The sequence below is a fragment of the Xanthomarina spongicola genome (assembly GCF_003148645.1).
GTDB classification, from domain to species: domain Bacteria; phylum Bacteroidota; class Bacteroidia; order Flavobacteriales; family Flavobacteriaceae; genus Xanthomarina; species Xanthomarina spongicola.
In genome coordinates this window covers 322,518-347,803 of record NZ_QGGP01000001.1, presented here as the reverse complement: position 1 = coordinate 347,803, position 25,286 = coordinate 322,518, and the positions used below count along the sequence as shown (strand labels likewise).

Annotated in this window: 23 protein-coding genes; 6 read left to right on the top strand and 17 right to left on the bottom strand. The window is 29.1% G+C overall.

The annotated features are described in order from the left end of the window. Positions 1-4: 4 nt before the first annotated feature. The 3 genes from porW to LX78_RS01505 all read right to left on the bottom strand — a co-directional run bounded on the left by porW (position 5) and on the right by LX78_RS01505 (position 4,961). Positions 5-2,575 carry a type IX secretion system periplasmic lipoprotein PorW/SprE gene (porW, locus tag LX78_RS01515; protein WP_170109781.1) on the bottom strand — a complete coding sequence of 857 codons (2,571 nt, stop codon included), beginning with the start codon at positions 2,573-2,575 and terminating at the stop codon, positions 5-7. Positions 2,576-2,759: 184 nt separating this feature from the next. Continuing rightward, entirely contained in the window at positions 2,760-3,467 is a 708-nt protein-coding gene (locus LX78_RS01510) for an ABC transporter ATP-binding protein (protein WP_109680869.1), read from the bottom strand. Positions 3,468-3,479: 12 nt separating this feature from the next. Next, positions 3,480-4,961, bottom strand: coding sequence for a DUF5687 family protein (locus LX78_RS01505; protein ID WP_109680868.1), 1,482 nt, complete (start codon positions 4,959-4,961; stop codon positions 3,480-3,482). Between the two features lie 103 nt (positions 4,962-5,064). Here LX78_RS01505 and LX78_RS01500 point away from each other — a divergent pair, with 103 nt between their 5' ends. Next, positions 5,065-6,120 carry a ferredoxin--NADP reductase gene (locus LX78_RS01500; protein ID WP_109680867.1) on the top strand — a complete coding sequence of 352 codons (1,056 nt, stop codon included), beginning with the start codon at positions 5,065-5,067 and terminating at the stop codon, positions 6,118-6,120. Here the strand turns inward: LX78_RS01500 and LX78_RS01495 are convergent. Together LX78_RS01495 and LX78_RS01490 are read right to left on the bottom strand one after the other, a co-directional pair. Beyond that, positions 6,089-7,144, bottom strand: a complete 1,056-nt coding sequence (locus LX78_RS01495) for a glycosyltransferase family 9 protein (RefSeq protein ID WP_245881453.1) — start codon at positions 7,142-7,144, stop codon at positions 6,089-6,091. The two genes, LX78_RS01500 and LX78_RS01495, sit on opposite strands and share 32 nt — an antisense overlap. 36 nt (positions 7,145-7,180) lie before the next feature. Then, positions 7,181-7,789, bottom strand: coding sequence for a DUF4254 domain-containing protein (locus tag LX78_RS01490; RefSeq protein ID WP_109680865.1), 609 nt, complete (start codon positions 7,787-7,789; stop codon positions 7,181-7,183). Positions 7,790-7,950: 161 nt separating this feature from the next. Here LX78_RS01490 and upp point away from each other — a divergent pair, with 161 nt between their 5' ends. Beyond that, entirely contained in the window at positions 7,951-8,610 is a 660-nt protein-coding gene (upp, locus tag LX78_RS01485; RefSeq protein ID WP_109680864.1) for a uracil phosphoribosyltransferase, read from the top strand. On the opposite strand, the gene LX78_RS01480 is transcribed toward upp, so the two are convergent. Continuing rightward, entirely contained in the window at positions 8,599-9,525 is a 927-nt protein-coding gene (locus tag LX78_RS01480) for a DUF6427 family protein (protein ID WP_109680863.1), read from the bottom strand. The two genes, upp and LX78_RS01480, sit on opposite strands and share 12 nt — an antisense overlap. 141 nt (positions 9,526-9,666) lie before the next feature. Between LX78_RS01480 and LX78_RS01475 the strand changes: the two genes are divergently transcribed. Further along, on the top strand, positions 9,667-9,894 hold the full coding sequence (locus LX78_RS01475; protein ID WP_109680862.1) for a DUF6341 family protein: 228 nt from the start codon (positions 9,667-9,669) through the stop codon (positions 9,892-9,894). On the opposite strand, the gene purD is transcribed toward LX78_RS01475, so the two are convergent. After that, positions 9,889-11,160: a phosphoribosylamine--glycine ligase gene (purD, locus tag LX78_RS01470; RefSeq protein ID WP_109680861.1), complete on the bottom strand. Its 1,272-nt coding sequence runs from the start codon at positions 11,158-11,160 to the stop codon at positions 9,889-9,891. The two genes, LX78_RS01475 and purD, sit on opposite strands and share 6 nt — an antisense overlap. An 89-nt stretch (positions 11,161-11,249) precedes the next feature. Here purD and LX78_RS01465 point away from each other — a divergent pair, with 89 nt between their 5' ends. Together LX78_RS01465 and LX78_RS01460 are read left to right on the top strand one after the other, a co-directional pair. Next, positions 11,250-12,566, top strand: a complete 1,317-nt coding sequence (locus LX78_RS01465) for a phenylacetate--CoA ligase family protein (RefSeq protein WP_109680860.1) — start codon at positions 11,250-11,252, stop codon at positions 12,564-12,566. Between the two features lie 3 nt (positions 12,567-12,569). Continuing rightward, positions 12,570-13,733, top strand: coding sequence for a glycosyltransferase family 4 protein (locus tag LX78_RS01460; protein ID WP_109680859.1), 1,164 nt, complete (start codon positions 12,570-12,572; stop codon positions 13,731-13,733). Here LX78_RS01460 and LX78_RS01455 read toward each other — a convergent pair. From LX78_RS01455 to LX78_RS01435, 5 genes are all read right to left on the bottom strand, one after another. Further along, complete coding sequence (locus tag LX78_RS01455; RefSeq protein WP_109680858.1) at positions 13,730-15,088, bottom strand: exopolysaccharide biosynthesis polyprenyl glycosylphosphotransferase; 1,359 nt, start codon at positions 15,086-15,088, stop codon at positions 13,730-13,732. The genes LX78_RS01460 and LX78_RS01455 overlap by 4 nt on opposite strands. Further along, positions 15,089-16,075 (bottom strand): UDP-glucuronic acid decarboxylase family protein, encoded by a 987-nt coding sequence (locus tag LX78_RS01450; RefSeq protein WP_109680857.1) that lies wholly within the window; start codon positions 16,073-16,075, stop codon positions 15,089-15,091. Between the two features lie 96 nt (positions 16,076-16,171). Further along, a complete protein-coding gene (locus tag LX78_RS01445) occupies positions 16,172-17,569 on the bottom strand; it encodes a UDP-glucose 6-dehydrogenase (protein ID WP_109680856.1) in 1,398 nt (465 codons plus the stop codon). Continuing rightward, positions 17,570-18,700: a glycosyltransferase gene (locus LX78_RS01440; RefSeq protein ID WP_109680855.1), complete on the bottom strand. Its 1,131-nt coding sequence runs from the start codon at positions 18,698-18,700 to the stop codon at positions 17,570-17,572. After that, positions 18,697-19,632 carry an O-antigen ligase family protein gene (locus tag LX78_RS01435; RefSeq protein ID WP_170109780.1) on the bottom strand — a complete coding sequence of 312 codons (936 nt, stop codon included), beginning with the start codon at positions 19,630-19,632 and terminating at the stop codon, positions 18,697-18,699. Before LX78_RS01435 ends, LX78_RS01440 begins: the two co-directional genes overlap by 4 nt. A 61-nt stretch (positions 19,633-19,693) precedes the next feature. Between LX78_RS01435 and LX78_RS14755 the strand changes: the two genes are divergently transcribed. Next, entirely contained in the window at positions 19,694-19,882 is a 189-nt protein-coding gene (locus LX78_RS14755) for a hypothetical protein (protein ID WP_170109779.1), read from the top strand. A gap of 25 nt (positions 19,883-19,907) precedes the next feature. Here the strand turns inward: LX78_RS14755 and LX78_RS01430 are convergent, their stop codons facing one another. From LX78_RS01430 to LX78_RS01410, 5 genes are read right to left on the bottom strand one after another with little or no spacing between them, the layout of a single operon-like run. Beyond that, on the bottom strand, positions 19,908-20,711 hold the full coding sequence (locus LX78_RS01430; protein WP_109680853.1) for a glycosyltransferase: 804 nt from the start codon (positions 20,709-20,711) through the stop codon (positions 19,908-19,910). Beyond that, on the bottom strand, positions 20,695-22,104 hold the full coding sequence (locus LX78_RS01425; RefSeq protein ID WP_109680852.1) for an O-antigen ligase family protein: 1,410 nt from the start codon (positions 22,102-22,104) through the stop codon (positions 20,695-20,697). The genes LX78_RS01430 and LX78_RS01425 overlap by 17 nt, the downstream gene beginning before the upstream one ends. A 1-nt stretch (position 22,105) precedes the next feature. Further along, positions 22,106-23,011, bottom strand: coding sequence for a sulfotransferase domain-containing protein (locus LX78_RS01420; RefSeq protein ID WP_109680851.1), 906 nt, complete (start codon positions 23,009-23,011; stop codon positions 22,106-22,108). A gap of 3 nt (positions 23,012-23,014) precedes the next feature. Beyond that, complete coding sequence (locus tag LX78_RS01415; protein WP_109680850.1) at positions 23,015-23,932, bottom strand: sulfotransferase family protein; 918 nt, start codon at positions 23,930-23,932, stop codon at positions 23,015-23,017. Positions 23,933-23,938: 6 nt separating this feature from the next. After that, entirely contained in the window at positions 23,939-25,243 is a 1,305-nt protein-coding gene (locus LX78_RS01410) for an MATE family efflux transporter (RefSeq protein WP_109680849.1), read from the bottom strand. Positions 25,244-25,286 lie beyond the last annotated feature (43 nt).

Genomic DNA, 25,286 nt, shown 5'->3' with positions numbered 1-25,286 from the left:
ATGGTTATTCAAAATTTAAATACTCATCAAAATTCTTGTGAATTTGAATGATTCTGTAGTTAGATGAAGAAATTGCAAAAAAATCATGCACAATTCTATCTTTCTTTTTCTCTTGAAGAGATTGCGCATATCCAATGGCTCCATCTTTACTTTTTAATCCATGTACTATAACAAAAGTTGTAGTTGAATTATAAATATCCTCTGAAACAGAAAGCTCGTAAACGTTCACTTTTTCTATTTCCTTATCTAAAGCTTTTTTAAATTTATCAATTTCTTCATTAGATGAATTAGTGAAGTAATAAACTATTTTAAAGTTTCTGTCTTCATCACTATCTATAAACTCTTTGTTAGCTAATTTAGGTAAAACATTATCAGTTATTTCTTGAGCTCTTACTCCTTCAGGAGTATTCGCGTAATTTAAAGCTACAAAATTTAAGGCACTACTGTAGGCTTCAAAACCATATAGCCTACCTGTTGCAGTTGCTTTTAGTAATTCGAATTTTGCCACCATTGGATCGCCTTCAAATGTTGTAATATATTCTTCGCTTTGAGTGATTACTACACTGTATTCCTGATTTTCTAACTTATCGTATAATATTTTATAAATATAATCTGGACTATTTTCATCTTTTGCTGCTCCTGCTTCTGGATTCATTAAAATAGATGCATAACGCGAGTCTGGATAATTAGCAATAATATTGTTTTTAGCAATTTCAGCTTCGTCGTTTTCTCCCAATAAAATATATAGCTTATATAGATTATATTCAGATGGTAACACTAGTTTATGTTCTGGTTCTTTGCTTAATAGGTCTTGAAAAGTTTCTTTAGAAAGTTCATATTCTTTAAACTTTTCTTTATAAATAACAGCTAATTGGTAATAAGCAAAATTTCGCTCTTTTATAATGCTGTCAATTTCTTTTTGTTCTGTTGGGATTCTATCTATATAATATTTTGGATTGAATAATTCGTTTTCAGCAACTACAGCAGTTTCCTGACTTTTAGCATTTTCGTTGATTATAGATTTACTTTTTGTAGACCACCTCCAATCGTCAGCTAATTCTCTGTTTCCCCAGTTTTTAATAAAATCATTCTTACCATAAGCAACAGTAGTTGGATTATAGAAATAGAAACTAGAAGCTGGAGGTCCATTTATTGGTCCTCTAGAGGTTTTCATATTTTGATCTTTCCCACCAAAATTATTTTTAGAAATGTTTTGGTTGTCAAACTCTTTGTTTCTTTCTTGAATTTCTTTTAACTCTTTTTCTTTTTCGGCTTGAATTTTTAATTGATCTGTATAATCTTCAAAGTAAGCTAATTGCTCATCGTGTGACAAAGCTGTAAGCGATATAATACTATCGTTAACGAATGCTATATCTTCATAATAAATTACATCATCTAAATTATCTCTTTTTCGCTTTATAATCCTAAACGGCTTACTGTTTGTAACCATATTGGTCATTGTGCTGTCGTAATAAGCTCCTGCTATTTTGTATTGAGAGTAATCGAAAAAATAATCGCCTAAAATCTCGTAATTTATAGCTTTTAATTTTTTATCTCCTGAATTGGTTCTTAAGGATTTATTATAATATTCAACAGCTAAAGAATCAGACTCAATAGAACGATAAAAATCCCCTTTCTGATGGTATATTTTGTCTAGATAAGGTCTGTTTTCTCTGTTTTCTTCTAAATCTGTTAGAGTTTCTAAGATTATATCCTTATTATCTTCTGCAATACTATAATTATTAGCTTGCTCTAAATGAGCTGCAATTAAATATATACGAGGGGTTTTTCTGTTTAATTTTATAACTTCCTCAAAAGCTAGATTTGCGCTATCCTTATAACCAAGTCGGTTATAAAGCTGTCCTTGAATGTAACGATAACGACCTCTTTCGTCGTGATTTTTCGTATTTATACTAGCTATTTCTAATTGGGTTACAGCACTATCTAATGATTTTGTATTAATGTATGCTTGTGCTAATGTTGAAGTTGCATCGGCTAAATCTTGGTCTTCTAAAGCTTCAAGTTTTAGCAAGCGTTTAAGGTTTTCTATTGCAAGCTCATCGTTTTCTAATCGTAAATTTGTTTTTTCACGCCAGATTCTAGCTTGATTAATTTTATCGCTAGCTGCATATTTATAAAGAATATAATTAAAAGCTTCTAACGCTGGTACAAATCTTTGATCGAAGTATCTAGATTTTCCTAAAAGCAAATACGCTTCATCCATTTGAGGATTTACTTCTTTGCCTTGAATATTCATACTGTGCTTTTGAATGGCTTTAACAGCTTTTTCTTCAGCTCTACTAAACCTTTCGTTTTTGTTTTGTCCTGGAAGTGTTACCTCGTCTTGAATTTGCATTCTTTCTATTGGAAGAATATCCCAATAATTATCTTGGTAAGATTCGTTCAAATCCAGCCTTCCTTCTTCTAAAGAAATATAACCGTTATACAAGGTGTTATCCTTCGCAGATAAAGCATGATAATTTCTGTTAATAAAGGAGTCTTTTTTTCGAGAACAACTCGATATAAAAAGAGTGATACAGAACAAGAACAATATGATTCTAAAAGATGTACGCAACGTTGACAGTATTTGGTTTAAGTATAAACTAAAATAAGCTACATATATTATGTATAGCCGTAAAAATAAGGCATCTTTTTGAATTATTTGTAAAGAAATATATCAAATATGAATGTATGAGAAATATATCGAATTCTCTCAATCGCTTTTTTGTATAAAAACCAACTTGTTTATTTTGAAAACATTAAACAGTTTCAGTTCCTGCAAAATGAGCTTCTAAATCTTTTAAAGTAGCTTCACTAGTGGCTAAATCCTTAATAATTTTTCCTTTTTCTAAAACTACAATACGCTCGCAAACGTCTGTTACATGCATTAAATCGTGACTTGAAATTAAAACTGTAACACCTTTAGTTTCAGCAAGATTTTTAATAATCCCTTTTAAACGAATTTGCGTTGTTGGATCTAAATTTGCAAAAGGTTCATCTAGAATAATAACTTCTGGATTTCCTATTAAAGCCGCAACGATACCTGCTTTTTTCTGATTTCCTTTACTCAAGTCTCTTAAATATTTTTTCTGATTTAATATTTCTCCATGGAAAAAGTCTTCAAATTGAGATAATAAAGCATCAACATCTGCTTTATTTTGTCCACGAAGTTCTCCTATAAAATAGAAGTATTCTTCTGGTGTTAGGTAACCAATTAAAAAGCTTTCGTCTATAAAAGCAGATGTAAAAGGTTTCCAATCTTCGCTTTCTTTTACTAAAATGTCATTGCTTCTTATCTCTCCTTTTGAAGGTCTAATTAAGTCTAATAATAAACTGAAAAAAGTAGTTTTTCCTGCTCCATTATTTCCAACCAAGCCAAAACTTTGCCCTTTAGGAATATCTAAATGCTCTATATCTAAAACGGTTTTACTTCCGTATGTTTTTGTAAGGTTTGATGTATGTATCATAATCTATTTTTATTAATTGTCTTGACTAAATGCTTGAATCATTTTATATTTTGAATCTAAATATTTTTCGGTAATAAGATTCATTAGTTTTTGATGGAAAACAATTCCTATTACTCCAAGAATTGTTAATACTAGACAGCCTATTTCGAAACTAAAAAAGTAATACGAAGCTCCAAAAATAGCCAGTGGAAGTGCCATTAATGGAATACCAATAAGCCATTGTACTGCTCCAGTACCTTGGTAATTAAAAGCTGCACGTTGGTTTAGGTCTATCTTCTTTCTATTAAAAGAACCACCAAGTAACATAACATGTGTATTAACTCCAATATTATATACTGCTGCTGCAAAATGCGCTAATAAAATTTTCCATCCAAAATATACATACGGAATACTTAAAATAAATAAGATAACAACACTAACAGCCATCAAGGTATATTTAGATTTTAAATACTGTTTGTATTTAATATTTTGGCTCATAAGCATTTTGTAGTAACCACTATCCCAAGCTGGAATAAACTGTCCGAAATTAATTAAAAAGATTCCTGTAACAAATATGCCTACAAAAGCAAACATCCAAGGCATGTCTTGATATACTGGATTCGGATAGAAAAACAAGCCATAAAGCAAACCAATAACTAAAATAAAAACAGAAGATCTTGGGCGTTTATTACGCCAAATTAATTTTAAATCTAATTGCATAAAAGGAGCTGCATCTCCAAATTTTCTAGTCCATTCTAGATTTGAAGCTTTTACTTCTTGAGCTTTAGCTTTTAAAGAACTATCTAAATACAATTGCTTTTTTAATTTGCCAAAATTAACAAGATATAACCCTATTAAAACTAATACAGGAATAGCAATAAGCAATGGCGTTTCATAAATTGATGAAACAGCATTTGAAACTAAATTTGTAAAAGAGATTAAGTCGAAATAATTGATAGCAAATAAGCCTCCAGCAAATAATATTATTGGTAAATAAGATAACTCTGTTTCAGAAGAAAGGCTTTCAATAATAAAATTTAAAAAGTTAATAACTAAGGTTATAACAAATATGGCTATTACCCAAAAAATAACTGAGGTTATTGGATACCCATTTATTATTAGCATAACTCCAAAAGGCACAAACGCGAAAAGTGGTAAGAAATTAAAAAAAGAAAAACCCGATTTCCCTAACACATAATGAACCACTTTAGATCGTTTTATTGGGAGTGTTAATAAGGGTTTTACGCTCATAACTGGCAATTTTTGAAAGAAAAATCGCATGATTACATCAGCCAAAAACCAGTAAAATAAATAACTATTTACTATTACTAATGGATCTTGTTCTGGAAATGTTTCTTTTAAAATTGGATATAATGCAATCCCTAATGCTAAGAATGTTACTACAAAATACAAGGCAACAAAAACAAGCAAAACATTAAGAGCCATGCTTTTTTGCCAATAAGCAGACCTAAAATATTGTTTCCATTCTAAGTTAATAAAGTGTTTAATTTTCATACGCTTCGAGTTGGTTTCTTCTATTAGTAATATTAATACACATTTTGTTACAATCAAAACTTAATTAATAACTGTATTTCTTATTTTTGTGAAAAATTATAATATGTCACATTTTCATAAGCTTACTATAAAAGAAATTAGAAGAGAAACAGATAAATCTGTTGTTATAAGTTTCGATGTCCCAGAAAATTTAAAATCGACTTATGCTTTTAAAGCTGGTCAATATATTACTTTAAAAACTAATATTAATAACCACGAAGTACGTAGAGATTATTCGTTGTGTTCCTCGCCAAAAAGTGGTGATTTAACAGTAGCTGTTAAAGAAGTTACAGATGGCACATTTTCGGCTTATGCTAATAATACGTTGAAAGCTGGAGACACATTAGAAGTAGCTCCACCAAAAGGACGCTTTCTTTTTGAACCTAACGATTCTAAAACAAAAAACATTGCGCTTTTTGCTGCTGGTAGTGGTATTACGCCAATTCTAAGTATTATTAAATGTGCTTTAGAAGAAGAAGTTTATAGCAAAGTGATTCTGGTTTATGGTAACAAATCGACTAAAAATACCATGTTTCTGCAAGAACTTCTAGATTTACAACATCAATATAAGGACCGTTTTTCTATACAATTTGTGTTTAGTCAAACAGATGAAGATGATGCCATTTTTGGACGCATTGAAAAAAGTACGGTTAATTTTGTTATGAAAAATACGCATAAGCACGTAGTTGTAGATGCCTTCTATTTATGTGGTCCAGAAGCCATGATTCATACGGTTAAAGATGTGTTAACCGAACACAATATCCCTGAAGACAATATTCATTACGAGCTTTTTAAAGCAGCAAAACCTGCAGATGTTAATGAAGATGAAATAGCTAGTGGGAAAACTAAAATTACTGTTGTTGTTGATGAAGAAGAAACCACGTTTGAAATGTCTCAAAAACAATCTATTCTTGAAGCTGCTTTAGATGAAGATTTAGATGCACCTTATTCTTGCCAAGGTGGTATTTGCAGCAGTTGTTTGGCGAGAGTGACTGAAGGTGAAGTAACCATGAGACAAAACAACATTTTAACTGATGGTGAAGTGGCCGAAGGATTGATTTTAACTTGTCAAGCACATCCAACAACGCCTACTGTGAAAGTGGATTATGATGATATTTAATTTTAGTTGTTAAAACGTCCTTTATTTTCCCTACAACAGTTTCTGGAGTTATACTTCTTGAAGCTTCTTCATAACCTTCGGGATATTTATTTCCGTAGATAGATGTTGGAATTGAAGGAAATTGTTCTCTGTCTGAAAGTAAGGCAAAATCTTCTGGTTGGTTAAAAGGCGCAAAGCCAGCAAAAGGATGCGTCACTCCCCAAATGGTAATTACTTTTACACCTAACATAGCTGCCATGTGTGCATTTCCAGAGTCCATAGAAAGCATAACATCTAGATTGGAAATAACATCTAATTCTTCACCTAACGTTAGTTTTCCAGCTAGATTGACAAGATGTTCGTACTTATTTTGATACGAATTAAGAATATCAATTTCTTTTTTTCCACCACCAAAAAGTAAAATTTTGTTTGTTTTTGAAAGCGAATCGATTACTTTTTCCATCAAATCTAAAGGATACATTTTGCTTTCATGAGCTGCGAAAGGAGCAATACCAATCCATTTTTTAGTGTCTGCTCCTACTAAATCCTGCAATTTGGAATTCAACGCTACACGATTTGGAAATTTAGGGTTTGCTAAATCTAAAGGAAATCCTAATTTTCTAAAAACATCAGTATATCGTTCGTGCGTTGTTTTAAGTTGTTGGAATGTTTTTCCTGTAATCAACCCTTTTTTTTCTGCTCTTCCTTTATCTATTTGAACAAAAGATTTTCCGAAGAAAAAGCATTTTAAAATATTTGTGCGCAATACATTATGTAAATCTGCAACAGCGTCAATATTCAGCTTTTTTAACTCTTTAGATAATTTATAAAGCCCAAAAATACCTTGATGATTTCCTTTTAAATCTGCAGGATAAACAGTTACGTTTTCTAAATCTCTAAAGAAAGGTGTGAAAAATTCTCTAGTTAAAACAGTTAGCTTTGCTTCTGGGTATTGTGTAGTGAGTGCCTTTATAACAGGAACAGTCATGGCAACGTCTCCCATAGCTGAAAGACGAATGACTAGGATGTGTTTTGGTTTTGACATCTTAATTAAGATGAGATTCCTGCTTTTGCAAGAATTTTATTTTTGGGAACGCAATACAGGATTCAACTCGTCGTCGTTGTACATTTTCATTTGCTTATACACTTTCATGTACTTATCGCCTTTTTCAATATCGCTTAACAAAGTGTCAATTGCAGTAGATAAATCTACTCTTTGTTCTAACAAAACGTCCAATTTCTTTTTACATGCTGCTAAATGTGCTTCGGAAGCATCTGTTCTTGTTGCTTCTTCGTTCATATGATACACTTTTAGTGCTAAAATAGACAATCTATCAATTCCCCAAGCTGGACTTTCAGTGTTAATTGTAGCGCCAGTTTTTGGTGTTACATGTTTATATTTTTCAAGAAAATAACTATCAATATATTCCACCATATCTGTTCTATCTTGGTTAGAAGCATCTATCTGGCGTTTTAGTTTTAAAGCAGCAACTGGATCTATTTGTGGATCGCGAATAATATCTTCGTAATGCCATTGAACTGTATCTATCCAACTTTTTCTGTAAAGCAAATGTTCTAATAAATGTGATTCTTTGTTATATGGGTTTTCAAAAGATTGATCGACTGTATTTATAACATGATATTTTTCAATTACGTCCTGAAAAATTTTATTGGCTTTGTCTGTAAACATGATTTCAAATTTAAGACACAAATCTACATATTTTTTAGCTAAAAGGTTTTTAAAGCCTTAAGAAAGTAGATTCACGTTTACTTTTCTATTAAAATAAAAATTACAAACGTAAATATAAGCCTAATTAATTAACTTTACCACTCAACAAAATTAGCACAAACATGCACATTCATAATTTTTCAAAACAAAATACCATCTTAAATACATTTGTCTCTGAAATGAGAGATGTTAGTATTCAAAAAGACAGCATGCGCTTTCGAAGAAACATAGAACGTATTGGTGAAATTTTGGGTTACGAATTAAGCAAAAAATTAAGTTATAAACCCACAACCATTAAGACGCCTCTAGGAGTTTGCGAAATTGAAAAAATAGATAATGACATCGTGCTTTGCTCTATTTTAAGAGCAGGAGTTCCGTTACACGATGGCTTATTGAATTATTTTGATAAAGCAGAAAATGCTTTTATTTCTGCCTACAGACATCATAAAGAAAAGCCTGAGAGTTTTGAAATAATCGTCGAATATTTAGCGTGTCCTAGTTTGGAAAATAAAACTTTAATTTTAGCTGATCCAATGTTAGCGACTGGACAATCTATGGTTGCTACTTTTGAGGCTTTAAAACCATTTGGAACGCCTAAAAATATTCATTTAGTTAGTGTTATTGCTGCACAAGAAGGGATTGACTTTATTGAAAATCATTTTGATAAAGACACCCATTTATGGGTTGCAACTGTAGATGAAAAACTGAATGAAAAAGGATATATTGTTCCTGGATTAGGTGATGCAGGTGACTTAGCCTTTGGTGAAAAACTACAGCAATAAATTGATTATTGGAACAAGGATAAGAATCCAAATTAATGCTTCTTTAAACCATTTTTCTTTAACTATTTCAAAATAGCTTGCCATTATTATAGATAATGGAGCAAAGAGAAATATAAATTCTGCACCAGTTTTTTGTGGTGAAATTATAATGATTGTAACAGCAATTATAGCTGCTAAAAGTATTAATAAATATGAAGGTTTATAGCTTTTAGATTTAGTTTTTATATTGATTATATAGAAGAAGACTGCCCATACAAAATAGGATAATATAACTGTAGAAGAGAGCACGATTTGAGTTTCGTTTAACATGCTAAAATCGAAACTAATATCTGTATTAATATTAGAAAAATAACTTATAATATCTGTATTTGTAAGCAATAAATAGCAAATGCTGATTACACCAACAGTTAATATACCAATAAAAGGTATAATCCAATTTTTTACATCGGCAACAGTAAATAATAAAAGAGCTGCGAAAATTAAAATATAAAAAAGAGATGACCAAAAACATAATAGTGTTGCAAGGCTTATCCAAAAGGCTGCATCAAAAACTTTTTTATTTATCTGCTTTTTTGTCCTAATACTAATAATTCGTCTTAAAGCAAACAGAATAAAAAGGTTTGCGACTAAAATCTTAGAGTTTATAAAAGTTTGTGGCATCATGACCATGAATAAGCTAAAAAATAAAATTTTGTAGCTATTGCTTTTGGTCAAATCGTTTTTACCTGATAAAAAATCGAAAACAAATACTGAAAAGATACAAACACCAAACAATACTATTTGTTTACCAACATTAAGTGCATTATATGCTACTGTAGTTTTAAAAACTTTAGTTGAAATAAAAGCAATCATCAACAAAGTACTTACAACAACAAAATGTATGGGTTTGGCTTTGCTAAAGAAACTAGATATCATTTAAAAAAATATTTGTTTGTAGTAGTTATTTTAATATTCTTTACAATTTATTAAAATTTAAAATGAAAAAAATGTAATATTGCTATGTAAATATATTGATAATCCCTTTTGGCTCTCTTTGAGCATTAAATTTTATATATAATGAAAGACTTTTTTTACGCAATCCAGGATTTATTTGTAAACGTATTATTTGCTCCTTATGATGCATTAGCTAAACTAGAACTAGAAAATTGGTTTGCAGCAAATATAGTTTCTTGGTTATTTGTTATTATTGGTTTTGTTGCTTTTTTATATTGGATGAAACAATTAAAAGGATATAACGATGTTAATGATGATGATAAAAGTATTACATCGCATTCATACTTATAAATCGAATCCAATATCTTTTCGATAATTCATCTTATCAAAATGTAGTTTTTCTATATTTTGATAAGATTTTTTTATGGCTTCTTGGTACGTATTCCCAAAAGATGTTATTGCCATAACTCGTCCTCCAGAAGTTACAATTTTTCCGTCTTTATTAATTGCTCCAGCATGAAAAGGTATTGAATCTATAATCTGTTCTAGACCTGTAATTACCTTTCCCTTTTCGTAAGCTTCAGGATAACCACCAGAAACTAGCATGACTGTTGTTGCAGCACGTTCATCAATTTCTAAATTAATTTTATCTAATGTTTGATTGGCTATTGCTTGGAAAATTTCAACCAAATCGGTTTTTAGTCTTGGTAAAACAACTTCAGTTTCTGGGTCTCCCATTCTAACATTGTACTCGATTACTTTCGGATCATCTCCTACTTTAATCAATCCAATAAAAACAAACCCTTTGTATGGCAGATTGTCTTTTTTAAGTCCTTCAATTGTTGGTTTTACTATACGCTCTTCAATTTTATTTAAAAAGTCATCTGTAGCAAAGGGAACTGGAGAAACTGCTCCCATACCTCCTGTATTTAAACCTGTATCGCCTTCACCTATACGTTTATAATCTTTAGCTGTTGGTAGTACTTTATAGTTTTTTCCGTCTGTTAAAACAAAACAACTTAACTCAATTCCGTCAAGGAACTCTTCAATAACTACTTTCGTGCTTGCTTCACCAAATTTAGCGTCAATTAACATGCTTTTTAATTCGGCTTTTGCTTCGTTTAAATTGTTTAAAATCAAAACACCTTTTCCGGCTGCAAGACCATCTGCTTTTAAAACATAAGGTGGGTTTAAAGTTTCTAAAAAAGCATAGCCTTCTTCAACGTTAGAAGCGTTAAAGCTTTTATAAGCTGCTGTTGGAATGTTATGACGCACTAAAAATTCTTTTGCAAACTCTTTACTTCCTTCTAATTCGGCTGCTGCTTTTTGAGGTCCAATAACAGAAACGTGCTTAATATCCTCATCATTTAAAAAGAAATCGTGAATACCTTGTACCAAAGGATCTTCTGGTCCAACGACAACCATATTTATTTTATATTCTAAAACAGCTTCTTTAATGGCTAGAAAATCTGTTACTTTAATATCTAAATTTTTTGCAATTTGATTGGTCCCAGAATTCCCAGGAGCCACAAAAAGTGACTTACATAAAGGGCTTTGTGCCATTTTCCAAGCAAAAGTATGCTCTCTTCCACCAGAGCCAAGAATTAAAATGTTCATGTTGTGTGTTGTTTGTCGCAAAAATAAAACTAATGCTTCGAATACACGAATAATTTTTGTTTACTTTACAGAAATTATGTTTTTATATTTTGAATTTATTCGATCTTACTTTAAAATTTAATGGCTTTCCAATTAAGAAGGCTGAAATTGCTTTAGAAGGAATTCAACAAATAAATGAGGATGTATTTGAGGTATATATCAACGAAAAAAAGCAGGCTATTGTTGATTTTCATTTAAAAAACAACTCCTTTTACAAAGAACTAGCAAAAGACGCAATTTCTTTAGACTGGAATTCAATTCCTGTTATGACAAAACGCGATTTACAACAGACTTTAGATAAACGTTTATCGAAAGGTTTCACACGCAAAAACGTTTATATAAATAAAACCTCTGGCTCTTCAGGAGACCCTTTTGTTTTTGCAAAAGATAAATTTTGTCATGCTTTAACTTGGGCTCTAATTAAAAATAGATTTGGTTGGTATGGTTTAGATTTTAATAGCTCAAAACAAGCTCGATTTTATGGTATCCCATTAGATAAAAAAAGTTATTATAAAGAGCGGTTTAAAGACGTATTAAGTAAACGTTATAGATTTTCTGTGTTTGATTTAAGTGATAAGGCTTTTCATAAATATTTAACTGTTTTTAAATCTAGTAAGTTTGATTATATAAATGGTTACACCAGTTCTATTATTCAATTTGCCAAATTTTTAGAACGACAAAACCTAAATCTAAAAACCATTTGTCCAACGTTAAAAGCATGTATTGTAACTTCTGAAATGCTTTTTGAAAACGATAAGGTACTCATGGAAACTCAGTTTGGAATTCCAGTAATTAACGAATATGGAGCGTCAGAACTTGATTTAATAGCTTTCCAAGACCCTAATAATAATTGGCTAGTAAATAGTGAAACGTTATTAGTGGAAATATTAGATAAAAACAACAATGTACTTCCACTTGGACAGGAAGGACGAGTCGTTATAACCTCACTTTACAACAAGGCTCACCCTTTTATAAGATACGATATTGGAGATATTGGAATACTTTCAACACAAAGTACATTTAAAAAACCCATTTTAGAAAAATTAATAGGACGAACTAATGATATTGCTATTTTACCAAGTGGAAAAAAAGCAGCAGGTTTAACATTTTATTATATCACAAAAAGTATCATTGAGGACGATGGAAACGTGAAGGAATTTGTTATAGAACAACATAAAAAAAATACTTTCATCATAAAATATGTGAGTTTATATGAACTTTCTGTTGAAAAAATGAAACTAATTTCAAAAGAAATGGAACAGTATTTAGAAAAAGGGCTTCATATTGATTTTGAACGAAAACATCAATTAGAACGTTCGAAGAGTGGTAAACTGAAACAGTTTTCGTCTTTAATTCAGGAACCTTAAAAGATGAAAAGCATACTAATAATTACAAGTTATTTTCCTCCAGAAACTGGAGCTGCCTCAAATAGGATGTTCCATTTAGCTAATGGCTTACAAAATCAAAATTATAAAGTTTCAGTAATTACACCATTACCTAATTACCCAACAGGTGAAATTTTTCCAGAATATAAAGGTAAATTTAAGTGTACCACAATTGAAAACAACATAACCATCCATAGACTTTGGCTTTATGCTAGCAACTCTAAAAACAAATTTTTACGCTTATTCGCAATGTTTTCTTATAGTTTTAGCTTGATTTGGTTTTTTATTTGGAATAAGATTCCTCAAACAGTTATTGTGCAATCACCTCCTTTAATAGTGGCTTTTACTAACATGATTTTTTTAAGATCTAAAAACAGAAAACTTATTTTAAATGTAAGCGATTTATGGCCAATTGCTGGATTGGAATTGGGAGCTTTTAAAAAGAATTATAGCTATAGATTACTAGAGAAAATTGAACGTTTTAACTATAAAAAGGCAGATATTGTTTTAGGGCAAAGTGACGAAATTTTAACTCACGTAAGATCACTTATTCCAAACAAAACGTCTTACTTATATAGAAATTACCCAGATTTTGAGGTGGCTGAATTAGTATTACCTTATCCTTCTGAAGGAAAAATAAAATTAGTTTATGCTGGCTTATTAGGAATGGCTCAAGGTATTTTTAAATTATGTAAACAACTAGATTATTCTTACTTAGAGTTTCATATTTATGGCGCTGGAGCAGAGCAGAAAAAAATTGAAACATTTATTCTGAATCATCCAGAATTACCAATTGTATATCATGGAGAGATATTAAGAACTAAACTCCATTCAGAGCTTTTAAATTATGATATAACTATTATCCCTTTGCTTAATAGAATATATGGCTCTGTTCCATCAAAAATTTTTGAATATGCTAGATTAGGATTGCCGATACTTTATTTTGGAGGAGGAGAAGGTGAAAGTATTGTTAAAAAAAATAGTTTAGGTTGGACTGCAAAGGCTGGTGATTACGAGGCTTTAAATAAAGTGATTTCGTGTATCAAAAAATCAGAATTAACTTTAGAATTTAAAAAAAATATAAGAAAGACTGCGTTAGAAAATTTTGATTTTAAAACCCAATTTAAAACCATAAAAAAGCTTATTTAATAAGCTTTTTCTTCTCCTTTTATAGCATTTAAAAACGTTTTGAAAATAATTTTAATATCTAATAAAAGAGACCAGCTTTCAATATAAAATATATCGTACTTAACACGTCCAATAATGTCTTTATCTGTTTCAACTTCACCTCTAAAACCACTTATTTGCGCCAATCCTGTTATGCCTGGTTTTACAAAATGTCTTACCATGAATTTATCAATTCTTTTTGCATACATATTTGTATGGCTAACCATATGAGGTCTTGGCCCAACTACAGACATATCCCCAAATAGTACATTAAAGAACTGAGGTAATTCATCTATACTGGTTTTTCTTATAAACTTTCCAATTTTTGTGATTCGTTGATCTCCTCTTGTTGCTTGATATAAATGTGCATCTTTATTAGGCATCATAGATCGAAATTTATAACAATCAAATTCTTTATAATTAAAACCGTTTCTTGATTGTTTGAAAAATATTGGCCCTTTAGATTCAATTTTTATAAGAATCGCTATCAAAGGTGTAAGCCATGATAATAAAAAAATAATGACCAAAGAAGAAAACAAAATATCAAATGTTCTTTTTAAAAACAAATTAACTGAGTCTTCCAGAGGAATATTTCTTAAAGATAAAATTGGAATATAATCATAATACTCGTATTTAAGTTTTTTAGAATATATGTCTTTATTATCAGGTAAAAACTTTAGTATTTTTAAATTATTATCTGCAAAATCAATAACCCTATACATTTGAGTGTTTGATAGTTCTGAGATAGAGCAATATATTTCATCAATTGACTCCCTTTTAATAAAATTAAAACATGCTTCTAAGCTAAAGTTGTCTTTATCTTTAATATTAAATGTTTTCTTATGCATATAGCCATATTCTGGATTTTTATTAAAAAAACTCTCTAGAGCCATAGTTTGTTTGTTCTTACCTATAATGGCTGTAGTTCTGTAATTTCCACCAAATACTGTTCTATATTTTTGTAGTAAATAATATAAGGTAAATTTAAAAAGCCCTATTAATAAGAAAACTAATAAAGAATATTTTATAATGGTTAAAGGTTGAATGTTTAATTCATGGTTGAAACCAGAAAAGGCAAACATTAATAATGTAAACAAAGCCAATTGTTTAATTAATAATGATGCAATTGTAATTTCTCTTGAATATCTATAAACTTCGTAAAATTTTGAATAAATAGAGAGTACTACCCAACAAATAGAAACAATAAATACAAACTTTATTGGCTCTACCATTTTAAAAAAATACAAGACAGCCAATACATTAATGATACTTAAATCAATAATGTAAGCTATATGCTTTAAATAACCAGAGTATCTACCTTGTTTAAATGTTGTCACTTATTTTCTAATATGCTTTGAAAAGTCTTTGTGTTCGCTTTTATATAATTCGTCTTTTGTAAGGCTTTTAAAATAATTAAATGTTTTAAGCATACCTTCTTCTCTTCCAACTTTAGGCTCCCAGCCTAATAGTTTTTTTGCCAGTGTAATATCTGGTTGTCTCTGTAATGGGTCATCTTTTGGAAGTTCTTTATAGGTTATCTTTTGGTCTGTTCCTGTTAATTTAATTATTTCTTCGGCAAAATCTTTAATTGTAATTTCATGAGGATTCCCAATATTTACTGGATTAGAATAGTCGCTAAATAAAAGCTTATAAATTCCATCTACTTGGTCGCTAACATAACAAAACGATCTAGTTTGCATGCCGTCTCCAAATACCGTCAAATCTTCACCTCTTAAAGCTTGACCCATAAAAGCAGGAATAACCCTTCCGTCGTTTAATCTCATTCTTGGACCATAGGTATTAAAAATACGTACAATTCTAGTTTCTAATCCATGAAATCTATGATAGGCCATTGTTATAGATTCTTGAAATCTTTTAGCCTCATCATAAACACCTCTCGGTCCAATAGTGTTTACATTTCCATAATATTCTTCGGTTTGTGGATGAACTAATGGGTCGCCATAAACTTCAGATGTTGATGCTATTAGAAGTCGTGCATTTTTAGCTTTAGCAAGACCTAATAAATTATGTGTCCCTAAAGAACCAACTTTAAGTGTTTGAATAGGAATTTTTAAATAATCAATTGGACTTGCAGGTGATGCAAAATGAAGTATATAATCTAGTTCTCCTTCAATTTTAATGAATTCTGTAACATCATGTTCGATAAATTGAAATAGAGGATTATCTAATAAATGGCTTATATTTTTTTTGTCGCCTGTTATAAAATTATCCATCCCAATAACTTGGAATCCTTCTTTAATAAATTTATCGCATAAATGCGAACCTAAAAATCCTGCTGCACCTGTTATTAATACTTTTTCCATTATTTCAATATATAACTAAGCTTAAATATTATTTAATATTATTTAATAGCCAAATTTTAGCTATAGATAGTTTAATAAATTAGATAAATGAATTTATTAGGCACCACTCCCTATTTTATAATACACAAAGCCAATTCTTTCTAATTCTGTTTTGTTTAATATACCTCTTCCGTCAAAAACAAAAGCTGGTTTTTGCATATTATCATAAATTCTCTGCCAATCATAGCTTACAAATTCATCCCATTCAGTAAGAATAGCTACGCTATGAGATTGATTGCAAGCTTCATAAGGATCTTTGTGTACTTGTAACAAATTTCTATTTTCTTCAGAAGATCTGGTTTTTAAATAATCTAAGTCTGAATATATTTGTTTAGCAACTACTTTAGGATCGTAAACAGAAATTTTAGCTTGTTCGCTTAATAAGCTATCTGCTACTTTTATTGCTGCTGATTCACGAGTATCATTCGTGTCTTTTTTAAATGCCCAGCCTAAGAATGTTATTTTTTTACCTGAAACTGTATTGTATAATGTGCTTACAATAAGATCTGAGAAACGCTGTTTTTGATGTTCATTTATTAGTATTACTTGTTCCCAATAATCTGCAACCTCATCTAGTCCATAGCTTTTTGCTATATATACTAAATTTAAAATGTCTTTTTGAAAACATGAGCCTCCAAAACCTACTGAAGCTTTTAAAAATTTTGGGCCTATTCTACTATCCATTCCTATAGCTTTTGCTACTTCGTTTATGTCTGCTCCTGTTTTTTCACAAATTTCTGACATGGCATTTATTGAAGAAACACGTTGTGCTAAAAATGCATTTGCAGTTAGTTTAGAAAGTTCTGACGACCAAACGTTTGTAGTCAATATTTTCTCTCTAGGAACCCAATTAGCATAAATGTCGGTTAAGGCTTTTAAAGCCTCCTTGCCTTTAGGAGTAGATTCTCCTCCTATTAAAACGCGATCTGGCATTAGTAGATCGTTAACTGCTGTTCCTTCGGCTAAAAATTCCGGATTAGATAATATTTCGAAATGTACATGATGACCTGTATTGTTTAAAATACTTTTTATTGCAGCTGCAGTTCTAACTGGAAGTGTCGATTTTTCAACAACTATTTTATCTTGTTTTGAAACTCTAGCAATTTGGCGAGCACAAAGCTCAATATATTTTAAATCTGCAGCCATTCCTTTACCTTTTCCATAAGTCTTAGTAGGCGTGTTTACAGAAATAAAAATAATTTCAGAATTATCAATCGCTTTATCTACTTCTGTTGAAAAAAATAAATTTCTCCCTCTTGCTTCTTTTACTATACTGTCTAGACCCGGTTCGAAAACTGGAAGGTTATCTAAATTTTCGTCATTCCATGCTGCAATTCGATCTTCGTTTATATCAACAACTGTTACATTTATATGTGGGCATTTTTGTGCAATAACAGCCATAGTTGGACCTCCAACATAGCCTGCGCCTATACAGCAAATATTTTTTATTTTCATTTATTTAATTTTATTATACTCGAAATATACTTTTTCTAACTTAAAAATATTCTTACTTAGGTCAAAGTTATCTAAAAATAGTTGAACTGCATTTTTTGAGAATTGCAAACTCAATTCTTTGTTTCCTAAAATCCTTAAAATATAACTTGACATTTCTTTAACATTATTATTTTTAACAAGGTAGCCATTAAATTCATGCTTAACCAAATCTCTATTCCCATCGCAATTTGTAGCCACAATTGGTTTGCCAATGGCTAAGCTTTCTATAACTGAATATGGTAAGCCCTCATATCGTGAAGTAGAAATATATAACTGACTATTTGTTATTATATGAAATATATCCTGTCTGGATGTCCAGTCTAATAAGGTAATATTTTTATCTAAGTCTAAACTCATTATTTTTTGTTTAACTGCCTCTAAATTAGGCGCATGAAAACCAACTCCCATTAATACCAAATGAATACTACTATTTGTTTTTTTTAGCTCATAAACAACATCAACCATAAACTCAATATTTTTTTGAAAAGATGGTCTTCCTACGGAGCATATATATTGTTCCGGCCATGTTTTTTCAATACTTAAAGGCTCAATGCTTTTTACTGGTAAAATTGAATTATTAAATAGTAAGGCTTTATTCTTTTTGTATCCTACTTTCTCAATTCCTTGATTTAATTCCGATTCTGAAGTAGCCAATAAATACGAATTAGCATGTTTAAAAATTTTCTCAATTATTAAAAAAAAACTTTTTTTGAAATTAGATTCTGCACTTAAGAAAGAATACGCATGAGGTGTATGCAACACATTTACTTTATAAAATAATGAAGCAGCTCTAGCAATAATCCCTCCTTTAGCGCTATGAGCATGGATAATGTTTGGGCGTTCTTTTTTTAAAATCTTTACTGTAGAAATAATAGACTTTAAATCTTGAATAAAACTAATTTCTCTTTGAATAGGAATTTTATATTCAGCTATTGGATTGTTATTTTTATCAGTATACGGCTTTTTATCTTTATCATCTTGATGAATAATAATACTTTGAACTTTATTAGGGTCTATGTTATTAGTTACTAGCCTTAAATAAACATCAACACCTCCAACTGAATGTAATATATGTGCAACTTTTACTTTCATTGATGTTTTATTGATTTTTCTGTTTGAAAATATTCAGAGTTATAAAAAATCAAAACTATTGAAAATAAGAATACACCTAACTGCCTGTGTAATAAATTTTCTATGGTACAAAAGAATAGTAATATTAATACCATTGATAAGCTTTCAATGTTTTTTCTAGAAACAATAATCAAGTATACAAGTAATATGTTGAAAATTAAAAGGGCAATTATACCATAACTCAATAATAAATCTAAATATTGATTATGGGTATTGAAGCCTTTAGTAATAAACCAATTTTTTCGCTTTTCTTTAGTAACCACTTCAGAATAACACTTAATAAGCTTTTGTGTTGTGTGCTTAAAACCATGTCCTAAAAGTATGTTACTATTTGGAGCGTTTAAAATATTTAGACAGCAATTCCAGATAACATATCTAGGTTCCCAAATTTTTATATTTTCAATAAATTCATTTTTCTGGTCTGAATAAAAGAACCTCTGAGATAAATTTTTATTTACAGAAAAAAATATGACTATTATTACAAATGATGCTAAAATAGAGACAATGGCTTTTTTTATATTTAATCTTGAAAAAGCTCTAATTAAAAACACAATCATCAATGTTAAAATGGCCATTCTAGCTACGATGGTAAGCGTAAATAATACACAAATAATTATACTTATAATTAGTGCTCTTTTATATTTGATATTAGTTGTTTCATTAAATAGTTTTAATGAAAAAACAATACTTAAACAACACAGTAATCCAAAATACAACCTTTCGTTAATTAAAATTGAATTTATACCATCTCCTCTAGAAAAATCAAAAGATCCTTGTTCTACAATAAGATTTATAATACTAAAGGAAGAAATTAGAATACTTATAAATACAGCAATTATAAAAGAAATGAAAATTTGTTTGTAGTTTTTAATAGGCAAAGAAAGGATTGCCATTGCAACTATTATTAAAAGCTTTTTTATAACATAAAAATCTTCTAAGAAATCATTATATAATATGGCTTTTAAGAGAATAAAAATAATTAATAGAAATGCAAGTAAATATTTTGTGTCTTTTAACTTAATAAAATCGTTACTCTTTACAACAAAAGGTAATAATACAGCTAGCACTCCAAGTGTTATGTTTGGTATTGCCTTAACTAAATCAATTATTGGAAAAGTAAATACTAGCAAGCAAAATAGATAATGGTATATCTGTTTTATATGCAATTTCATTTATTAAAAAGTTTTTTTATTTTATTACTTAAGTCTCTCGAAACAAAATATAAAATAATACTTCGAAACAAACCAATTATTGGATAATATCCTAAATAAAAATGCTTTAAAATAATTCTAATTCTACTTTTTACCTGAAGTTTTCGTTTTGTTGAGGAAATAGAATTTTCATCAACAATATAATCTAACAATATTTCTGGGAGATTTTCAGATTTATATTTTTTTATAATATTAAAGAAATAAGCATAATCTTCTGCTGCTTTAAAATTGGTTGGATAATAACCAACAGAATCAACAATACTAGTTCTAAATACTACTGATGGATGCACAAACATACTGTTTAAATACATTTTTTTCTTTAATTCATTATAAGTTACTGGGTGTTCTAAAACATATAATAAATTACCCTTTTCATTGAGTATATTAACCCAAGTTCCTAATAAGTATATGTCTTCGTTATTATTTAAATATTCTATTTGCTTAATAAATCTATTAGGTTTACAAAAATCTCCGCAATCTAGCCTTCCTATATATTTGTAATCTTTTTTTTTAATTTCTTTTAATCCAACATTTAAAGCGTTTTCTATTCCTTGATTTTGTTGTAATTCAATAAATTCAATCTCACCAAGAGTAAAGATTTCTTTTAATTTGGTTTGGTTTGGTTTCTGGTAACTTCCATCATCAACAATAAATACATCAATAGGAATGAGTTCGACAATAGATAAAATAGTTTTTTCTAAATCTATTGGGTTATTATAATGTGGTATTAAAACAGCAATGTTGCTAAGACTTTTCGGCATTTAAATTAAACTTTATTCTGTTTTTTGTTATGGCTAATAATAATGCTAAGTTAATCCAAAAATTAAAAGTTCTAAAGGTGTCCATTTTTAACCAATTAAAAAAGACACCTAGTATAGAAACAAAAACCACTATTGCTATTAGAGAGGTGCCTTCGTCTTTATTTCGGGACATTTTGTATGCTACATATAAAATGGCAAATAAAAGAAATAGAAAAATAACTAAACCAATAATCCCTAATTCAGCCATTATTCTTAGATAAATGTTATAACCAGGTGGAAAGCTTTTAACATCTTCATTTAAATATTTTAATCTAAATTCCCAATTGTCTTCTGTTGCCCAATCTGGATAAAAATCTTTAGATACAAATGTCTGTTGTCCTAAACCAACACCAAAAACTGGGTTTTGCAAAAACACTTGGTAAAGAGCGTACTGTATTCCAAATCTAGATTTGTTAGAAATGGCATGAGTATCGTCTTCTATCTCAAATGATGTTGCTTTTTCGTAAATATAGGTGGTTACTGTTCTTCCTTTAAAAATAAATATTACAGCAAAAAGTAATAACGAGTACTTTACAATTCTAACAAATAGAATTTGATATTTTTTACTTTTTAATAAAAAATATCCAAAAGCTATTGCTTGAATAAAAATTATTAAAAACCCAGCTCTTGAACCTGAAAACAATGTTAATACTATAGTTAATAATCCTGGAACATATTTCTTAAGTCCTTTTTCTGTTATGACATAACTAAACATCCATCCTGAAATAAAAAACAAGTAAGTGGCTAATGCTGGAGTTTCAAAAGTAACAGATGAAATTCTAAAATTTCTATCGTCTATATAAACATCAACAAATGGAAAATAATTAAACAACTCAACTACTGGACTTAACCATAACATGTTTAATTTTAGAATTAAAATCTCTAAAAAGGCATAAATAAGTACTATTACAAAAGAATAATATAATATTTTTCTGATTTTAAAAAAAAGTTCTTTTGCAGTAAATTGAATAAACGCATTATAGTATGTAATTAAAAAAACAATACTTGAAAAAATAAGCACAATGTACTGCCTAATCGTTCTACTTATTCCTGATGTTTGCTTAAAATAATATCCAGCAATACTTATGCTGTTTATAATTGTAGAAATAACCACCCAAATAATTAAAAGCAGAATTAAATGAAAAAGAGGATTTGAATAAGGAACTTCTATTTTCCCTTTTAATATAGCCCTAAAAGCTAAGACCATTGCTGCTAGCAAAAAAAATATGGTACAAGAGTCTTGACCAAACTCACCTAAAAAACTTATTCCCATATATGAGTTGAAAGGCAGGAAGAAAATACCTATGAATACCAACCAGGAAACAATATTTTTTAAGTTATATTTTATTTTCATGTTATATTTTCCATGAACTTAAATCTTTTGATAAAAAAACTTCTAAATGTTCTATATCTTGTTTGAAAAAAGAAATTAATTCATTTTTTAAATCTACATCAATTGCATCTAAATAAGTTGATTGCTTTTCTTTTGTATTTAAATGAATAATTTTCCATCTTAACTTTGCTTTTAAAGCATCTGAAATAATTGATTTAAAAACCTTTTTTACTAGAAAATTCCTAAAAGCTCCATCTCCAAAAACGATTTTTTGAAATGTTTTATTTTTAATATCTCCAGTATTATTTAATGACTTAAATTCTGGAATAAAACCATCATCAATGTTTAAAAAAGTAAACAAATCTTTTACTACCTGATTAGAGTTTTCTGAAACATCATCATACAATACTACCTTTAGTTGTTCTTTTTTAAAATATTTTAAAAATGTTTGTATTTGTTTATAGTATAATCCATGATGCTTATATGTTAACTCAGATAATGTACGTACATCACAACCTTTTAATCGTTCTTCCTCCTTAGCAAAAGCTTCTTTAATAGGTAGGTTTTCATAATTAAATTTAAGAGCATATTGATAAGCCGAAATAGCTCTTTCAATTGGATTTCTAACGATAAGTATGAATTTAGAATTTGGATTAAATTCTTGGATTCTTTTTAATGCTTTTTCGAAAAATATATAATGAACACTTCCTTGTAATACTATTTTTTCGTTTTTATGCTCGTCTTCATAAAAGTTTGAAAGATGGCTTAACCCTTTAGCGTAAAATTCGTCTCTTGTAAAAAACGCATAATCTTTAACAGCCATAGGAGCGCAAATCTCTGTATGTTGTGCTAACCAGCTATAAACAGAAGTAGTAGCAGCTTTTTGTGCACCTATTAAAAATGTGTTTGGTAATGTTAGGTCTTTCATTTTTTAATTCTCAGAAAATTTAGAATTCCATAATTCTGTTTTAACATTAAAATCCTTTTTCAGCATTATAACGTCTTCTTTAAATAGATTTATTAAATAATCTTCCGTTTCTTGGTTTATTTGAGGTGTTTCTTTTTTAAAATTTCCAATTACTTTATGTTTTAGGTGTTTCATCCATGGTGTAATTGGCATAATTTTTTTAATAAAAACTCTAAAGCTACTTTGTTTAAAGACTAATCTTGTTATCAAATTATCGCTATAAACTCCTCCAGGATTATAACGCCTGTCTATATTATTAGGTGAAAACTCTGTATCTACTTCCAAAAAACGATAGACTTTCTTTACAGTTTCTTCGGTGTTATTATTTAATTCTTCGGTTGTAATTAGTAATACATTTTTAAAAGCTTCCTTATATGCTTTTATTTTCTTGTAATAAAAGGAATTAAATGTGTAATACCAAAAATCTGAATAAGTTGCTTTCACTCTATTTGGCTCTTCATAAATAGCATCCTTAAAATTTAATTTTTCTCTATGCTCTCTTACTAAATGTAGGTAATTTGAATAAGCTCTTTTTATTGGATCTCTTAACAGGATTACAATCTTAACATTGTCCCCTAACTTTTCTTTTAAATCTGGAATACAGGAATCATAATTTATATAAGAAGGTGATGCTTCGCCAATAGCAATTTCATTTTTTACATCATTATAGCATTTTTGGTATTCCCTAAAGGAATTAATATGAAATTTATTAACTTCATTATCTTGTGGGCCAGCAGTCATGCTAGATAAAATGTTATATGTAAAATAGTGAAGTTCTTTTTGCTTTGGCATAAAGATTTCAGGGTGCTCTTCTAAATAATAATGCAATGACGTTGACCCACATTTAGGGAACCCTGCAATGATAAAATTAGGTAATGCCATTAATTATTAATTTAAAAATGTTTTTATTTTATCTGTTTTAAAAAGATAAATAGTTCCAGTTATATTCCATAAAACCATACTAATACTTGTGGCACTAGCTGCGCCAATCATGCCATATAAAGGAATAAATAGCCAGTTTAATATTAGGTTTAATAAAAATGAACTTATTAATATTATTTGTAATATATTTTGTTTTCCAGTCATATTCATATACACACCTACAGAGCCACATAATGCATTTACTGTTTGCCCTAATAATAATATAATCAAGGCATTTTTTGCCTGCATATATCCTTCTCCAAAAAAAGATAAAAATACTGTAGAAAACACTGCTAGCAAAACGATTCCGGGAATAGTTAAAATAAAAATAAGTCTCGTTGCTTTTTTTAAACTTAAATTCAGATTTAAAAAATCTTTGTTACTATATAATTCAGCGATTTTAGGAGCAAAGACTGCATTTACAGAAGTAAGTACTAAAGATATTATTGTTGTTAATTTTATTGCTGCTGAATAATATGCAACTGTTTCGAAATTAGTAAATTTTCCTAATAGAATAACATCGACACTTTGCATTAAAACTAATGCTATTGTGCTTATTGCCATTGGCCAGGATCGTTTAATTATTGTTTTATAGGAAAAATTAAACGAGTTTTCTGTTAATCTGATTTTATTAAAATATAACAACAGAATTACTGTAGAGACAATAGCTAATAGTAAAAAGTTCAATAAAAACACATCTACCAACCAATTACTATTATTGGTGTAATAAACACCTATTACTGCAAGAAAAAAGAAAACAAACCTAAAAACATTTCTAAATAATTCTGAAATATAAATTTTGTTAATAGCTCTAAATACATCTATATTAAGCATAGTTAAGCCATAAAAAAAGATGGTTACTACAGACTTTAAGATTAAATTTGAAACTTGCTTTTCAAAAAAAGAATTTATAAAGTCATCATTAATTAAAAGGTATAAAAAGCCTAAAATCAAAGAGATACAAAAAATGATAATTATCATTTTTATATATAATTGCTTTAAGTGATTGAATGCATTGTTTGAAACTAAATACCCTGAATAATAAATTATAGACTGATTCATACCTATAACACTTAATCCTCCTAAGATAATAAGTGTAGATCTAGTAAAATCATACTTTCCAACAGTTATTGGGTCAATGAAATTTGTAATAAAAAGAGTTGTTGAAAAAAACAGTAAAACCCCTAAAACTCTTAAAAGCAGAACCTTAACGCTTTTACTAATTAACTCGTTATTATATAACTCTATTACTATTTTTTTTATTTTATGCATAAAAATTATACAATGCAATAATTATGTACGTACACAAACACTT

What these genes read in the sequence shown, in the direction of transcription:
- LX78_RS01510 (WP_109680869.1), bottom strand. Translation starts at nt 3,467, where the DNA reads ATGATACATACATCAAACCTTACAAAAACATACGGAAGTAAAACCGTT.
- LX78_RS01505 (WP_109680868.1), bottom strand. Translation starts at nt 4,961, where the DNA reads ATGAAAATTAAACACTTTATTAACTTAGAATGGAAACAATATTTTAGG.
- LX78_RS01500 (WP_109680867.1), top strand. Translation starts at nt 5,065, where the DNA reads ATGTCACATTTTCATAAGCTTACTATAAAAGAAATTAGAAGAGAAACA.
- LX78_RS01495 (WP_245881453.1), bottom strand. Translation starts at nt 7,144, where the DNA reads ATGTCAAAACCAAAACACATCCTAGTCATTCGTCTTTCAGCTATGGGA.
- LX78_RS01490 (WP_109680865.1), bottom strand. Translation starts at nt 7,789, where the DNA reads ATGTTTACAGACAAAGCCAATAAAATTTTTCAGGACGTAATTGAAAAA.
- upp (WP_109680864.1), top strand. Translation starts at nt 7,951, where the DNA reads ATGCACATTCATAATTTTTCAAAACAAAATACCATCTTAAATACATTT.
- LX78_RS01480 (WP_109680863.1), bottom strand. Translation starts at nt 9,525, where the DNA reads ATGATATCTAGTTTCTTTAGCAAAGCCAAACCCATACATTTTGTTGTT.
- LX78_RS01475 (WP_109680862.1), top strand. Translation starts at nt 9,667, where the DNA reads ATGAAAGACTTTTTTTACGCAATCCAGGATTTATTTGTAAACGTATTA.
- purD (WP_109680861.1), bottom strand. Translation starts at nt 11,160, where the DNA reads ATGAACATTTTAATTCTTGGCTCTGGTGGAAGAGAGCATACTTTTGCT.
- LX78_RS01460 (WP_109680859.1), top strand. Translation starts at nt 12,570, where the DNA reads ATGAAAAGCATACTAATAATTACAAGTTATTTTCCTCCAGAAACTGGA.
- LX78_RS01450 (WP_109680857.1), bottom strand. Translation starts at nt 16,075, where the DNA reads ATGGAAAAAGTATTAATAACAGGTGCAGCAGGATTTTTAGGTTCGCAT.
- LX78_RS01445 (WP_109680856.1), bottom strand. Translation starts at nt 17,569, where the DNA reads ATGAAAATAAAAAATATTTGCTGTATAGGCGCAGGCTATGTTGGAGGT.
- LX78_RS01440 (WP_109680855.1), bottom strand. Translation starts at nt 18,700, where the DNA reads ATGAAAGTAAAAGTTGCACATATATTACATTCAGTTGGAGGTGTTGAT.
- LX78_RS01435 (WP_170109780.1), bottom strand. Translation starts at nt 19,632, where the DNA reads ATGGCAATCCTTTCTTTGCCTATTAAAAACTACAAACAAATTTTCATT.
- LX78_RS14755 (WP_170109779.1), top strand. Translation starts at nt 19,694, where the DNA reads ATGGCTTTTAAGAGAATAAAAATAATTAATAGAAATGCAAGTAAATAT.
- LX78_RS01430 (WP_109680853.1), bottom strand. Translation starts at nt 20,711, where the DNA reads ATGCCGAAAAGTCTTAGCAACATTGCTGTTTTAATACCACATTATAAT.
- LX78_RS01425 (WP_109680852.1), bottom strand. Translation starts at nt 22,104, where the DNA reads ATGAAAATAAAATATAACTTAAAAAATATTGTTTCCTGGTTGGTATTC.
- LX78_RS01420 (WP_109680851.1), bottom strand. Translation starts at nt 23,011, where the DNA reads ATGAAAGACCTAACATTACCAAACACATTTTTAATAGGTGCACAAAAA.
- LX78_RS01415 (WP_109680850.1), bottom strand. Translation starts at nt 23,932, where the DNA reads ATGGCATTACCTAATTTTATCATTGCAGGGTTCCCTAAATGTGGGTCA.
- LX78_RS01410 (WP_109680849.1), bottom strand. Translation starts at nt 25,243, where the DNA reads ATGCATAAAATAAAAAAAATAGTAATAGAGTTATATAATAACGAGTTA.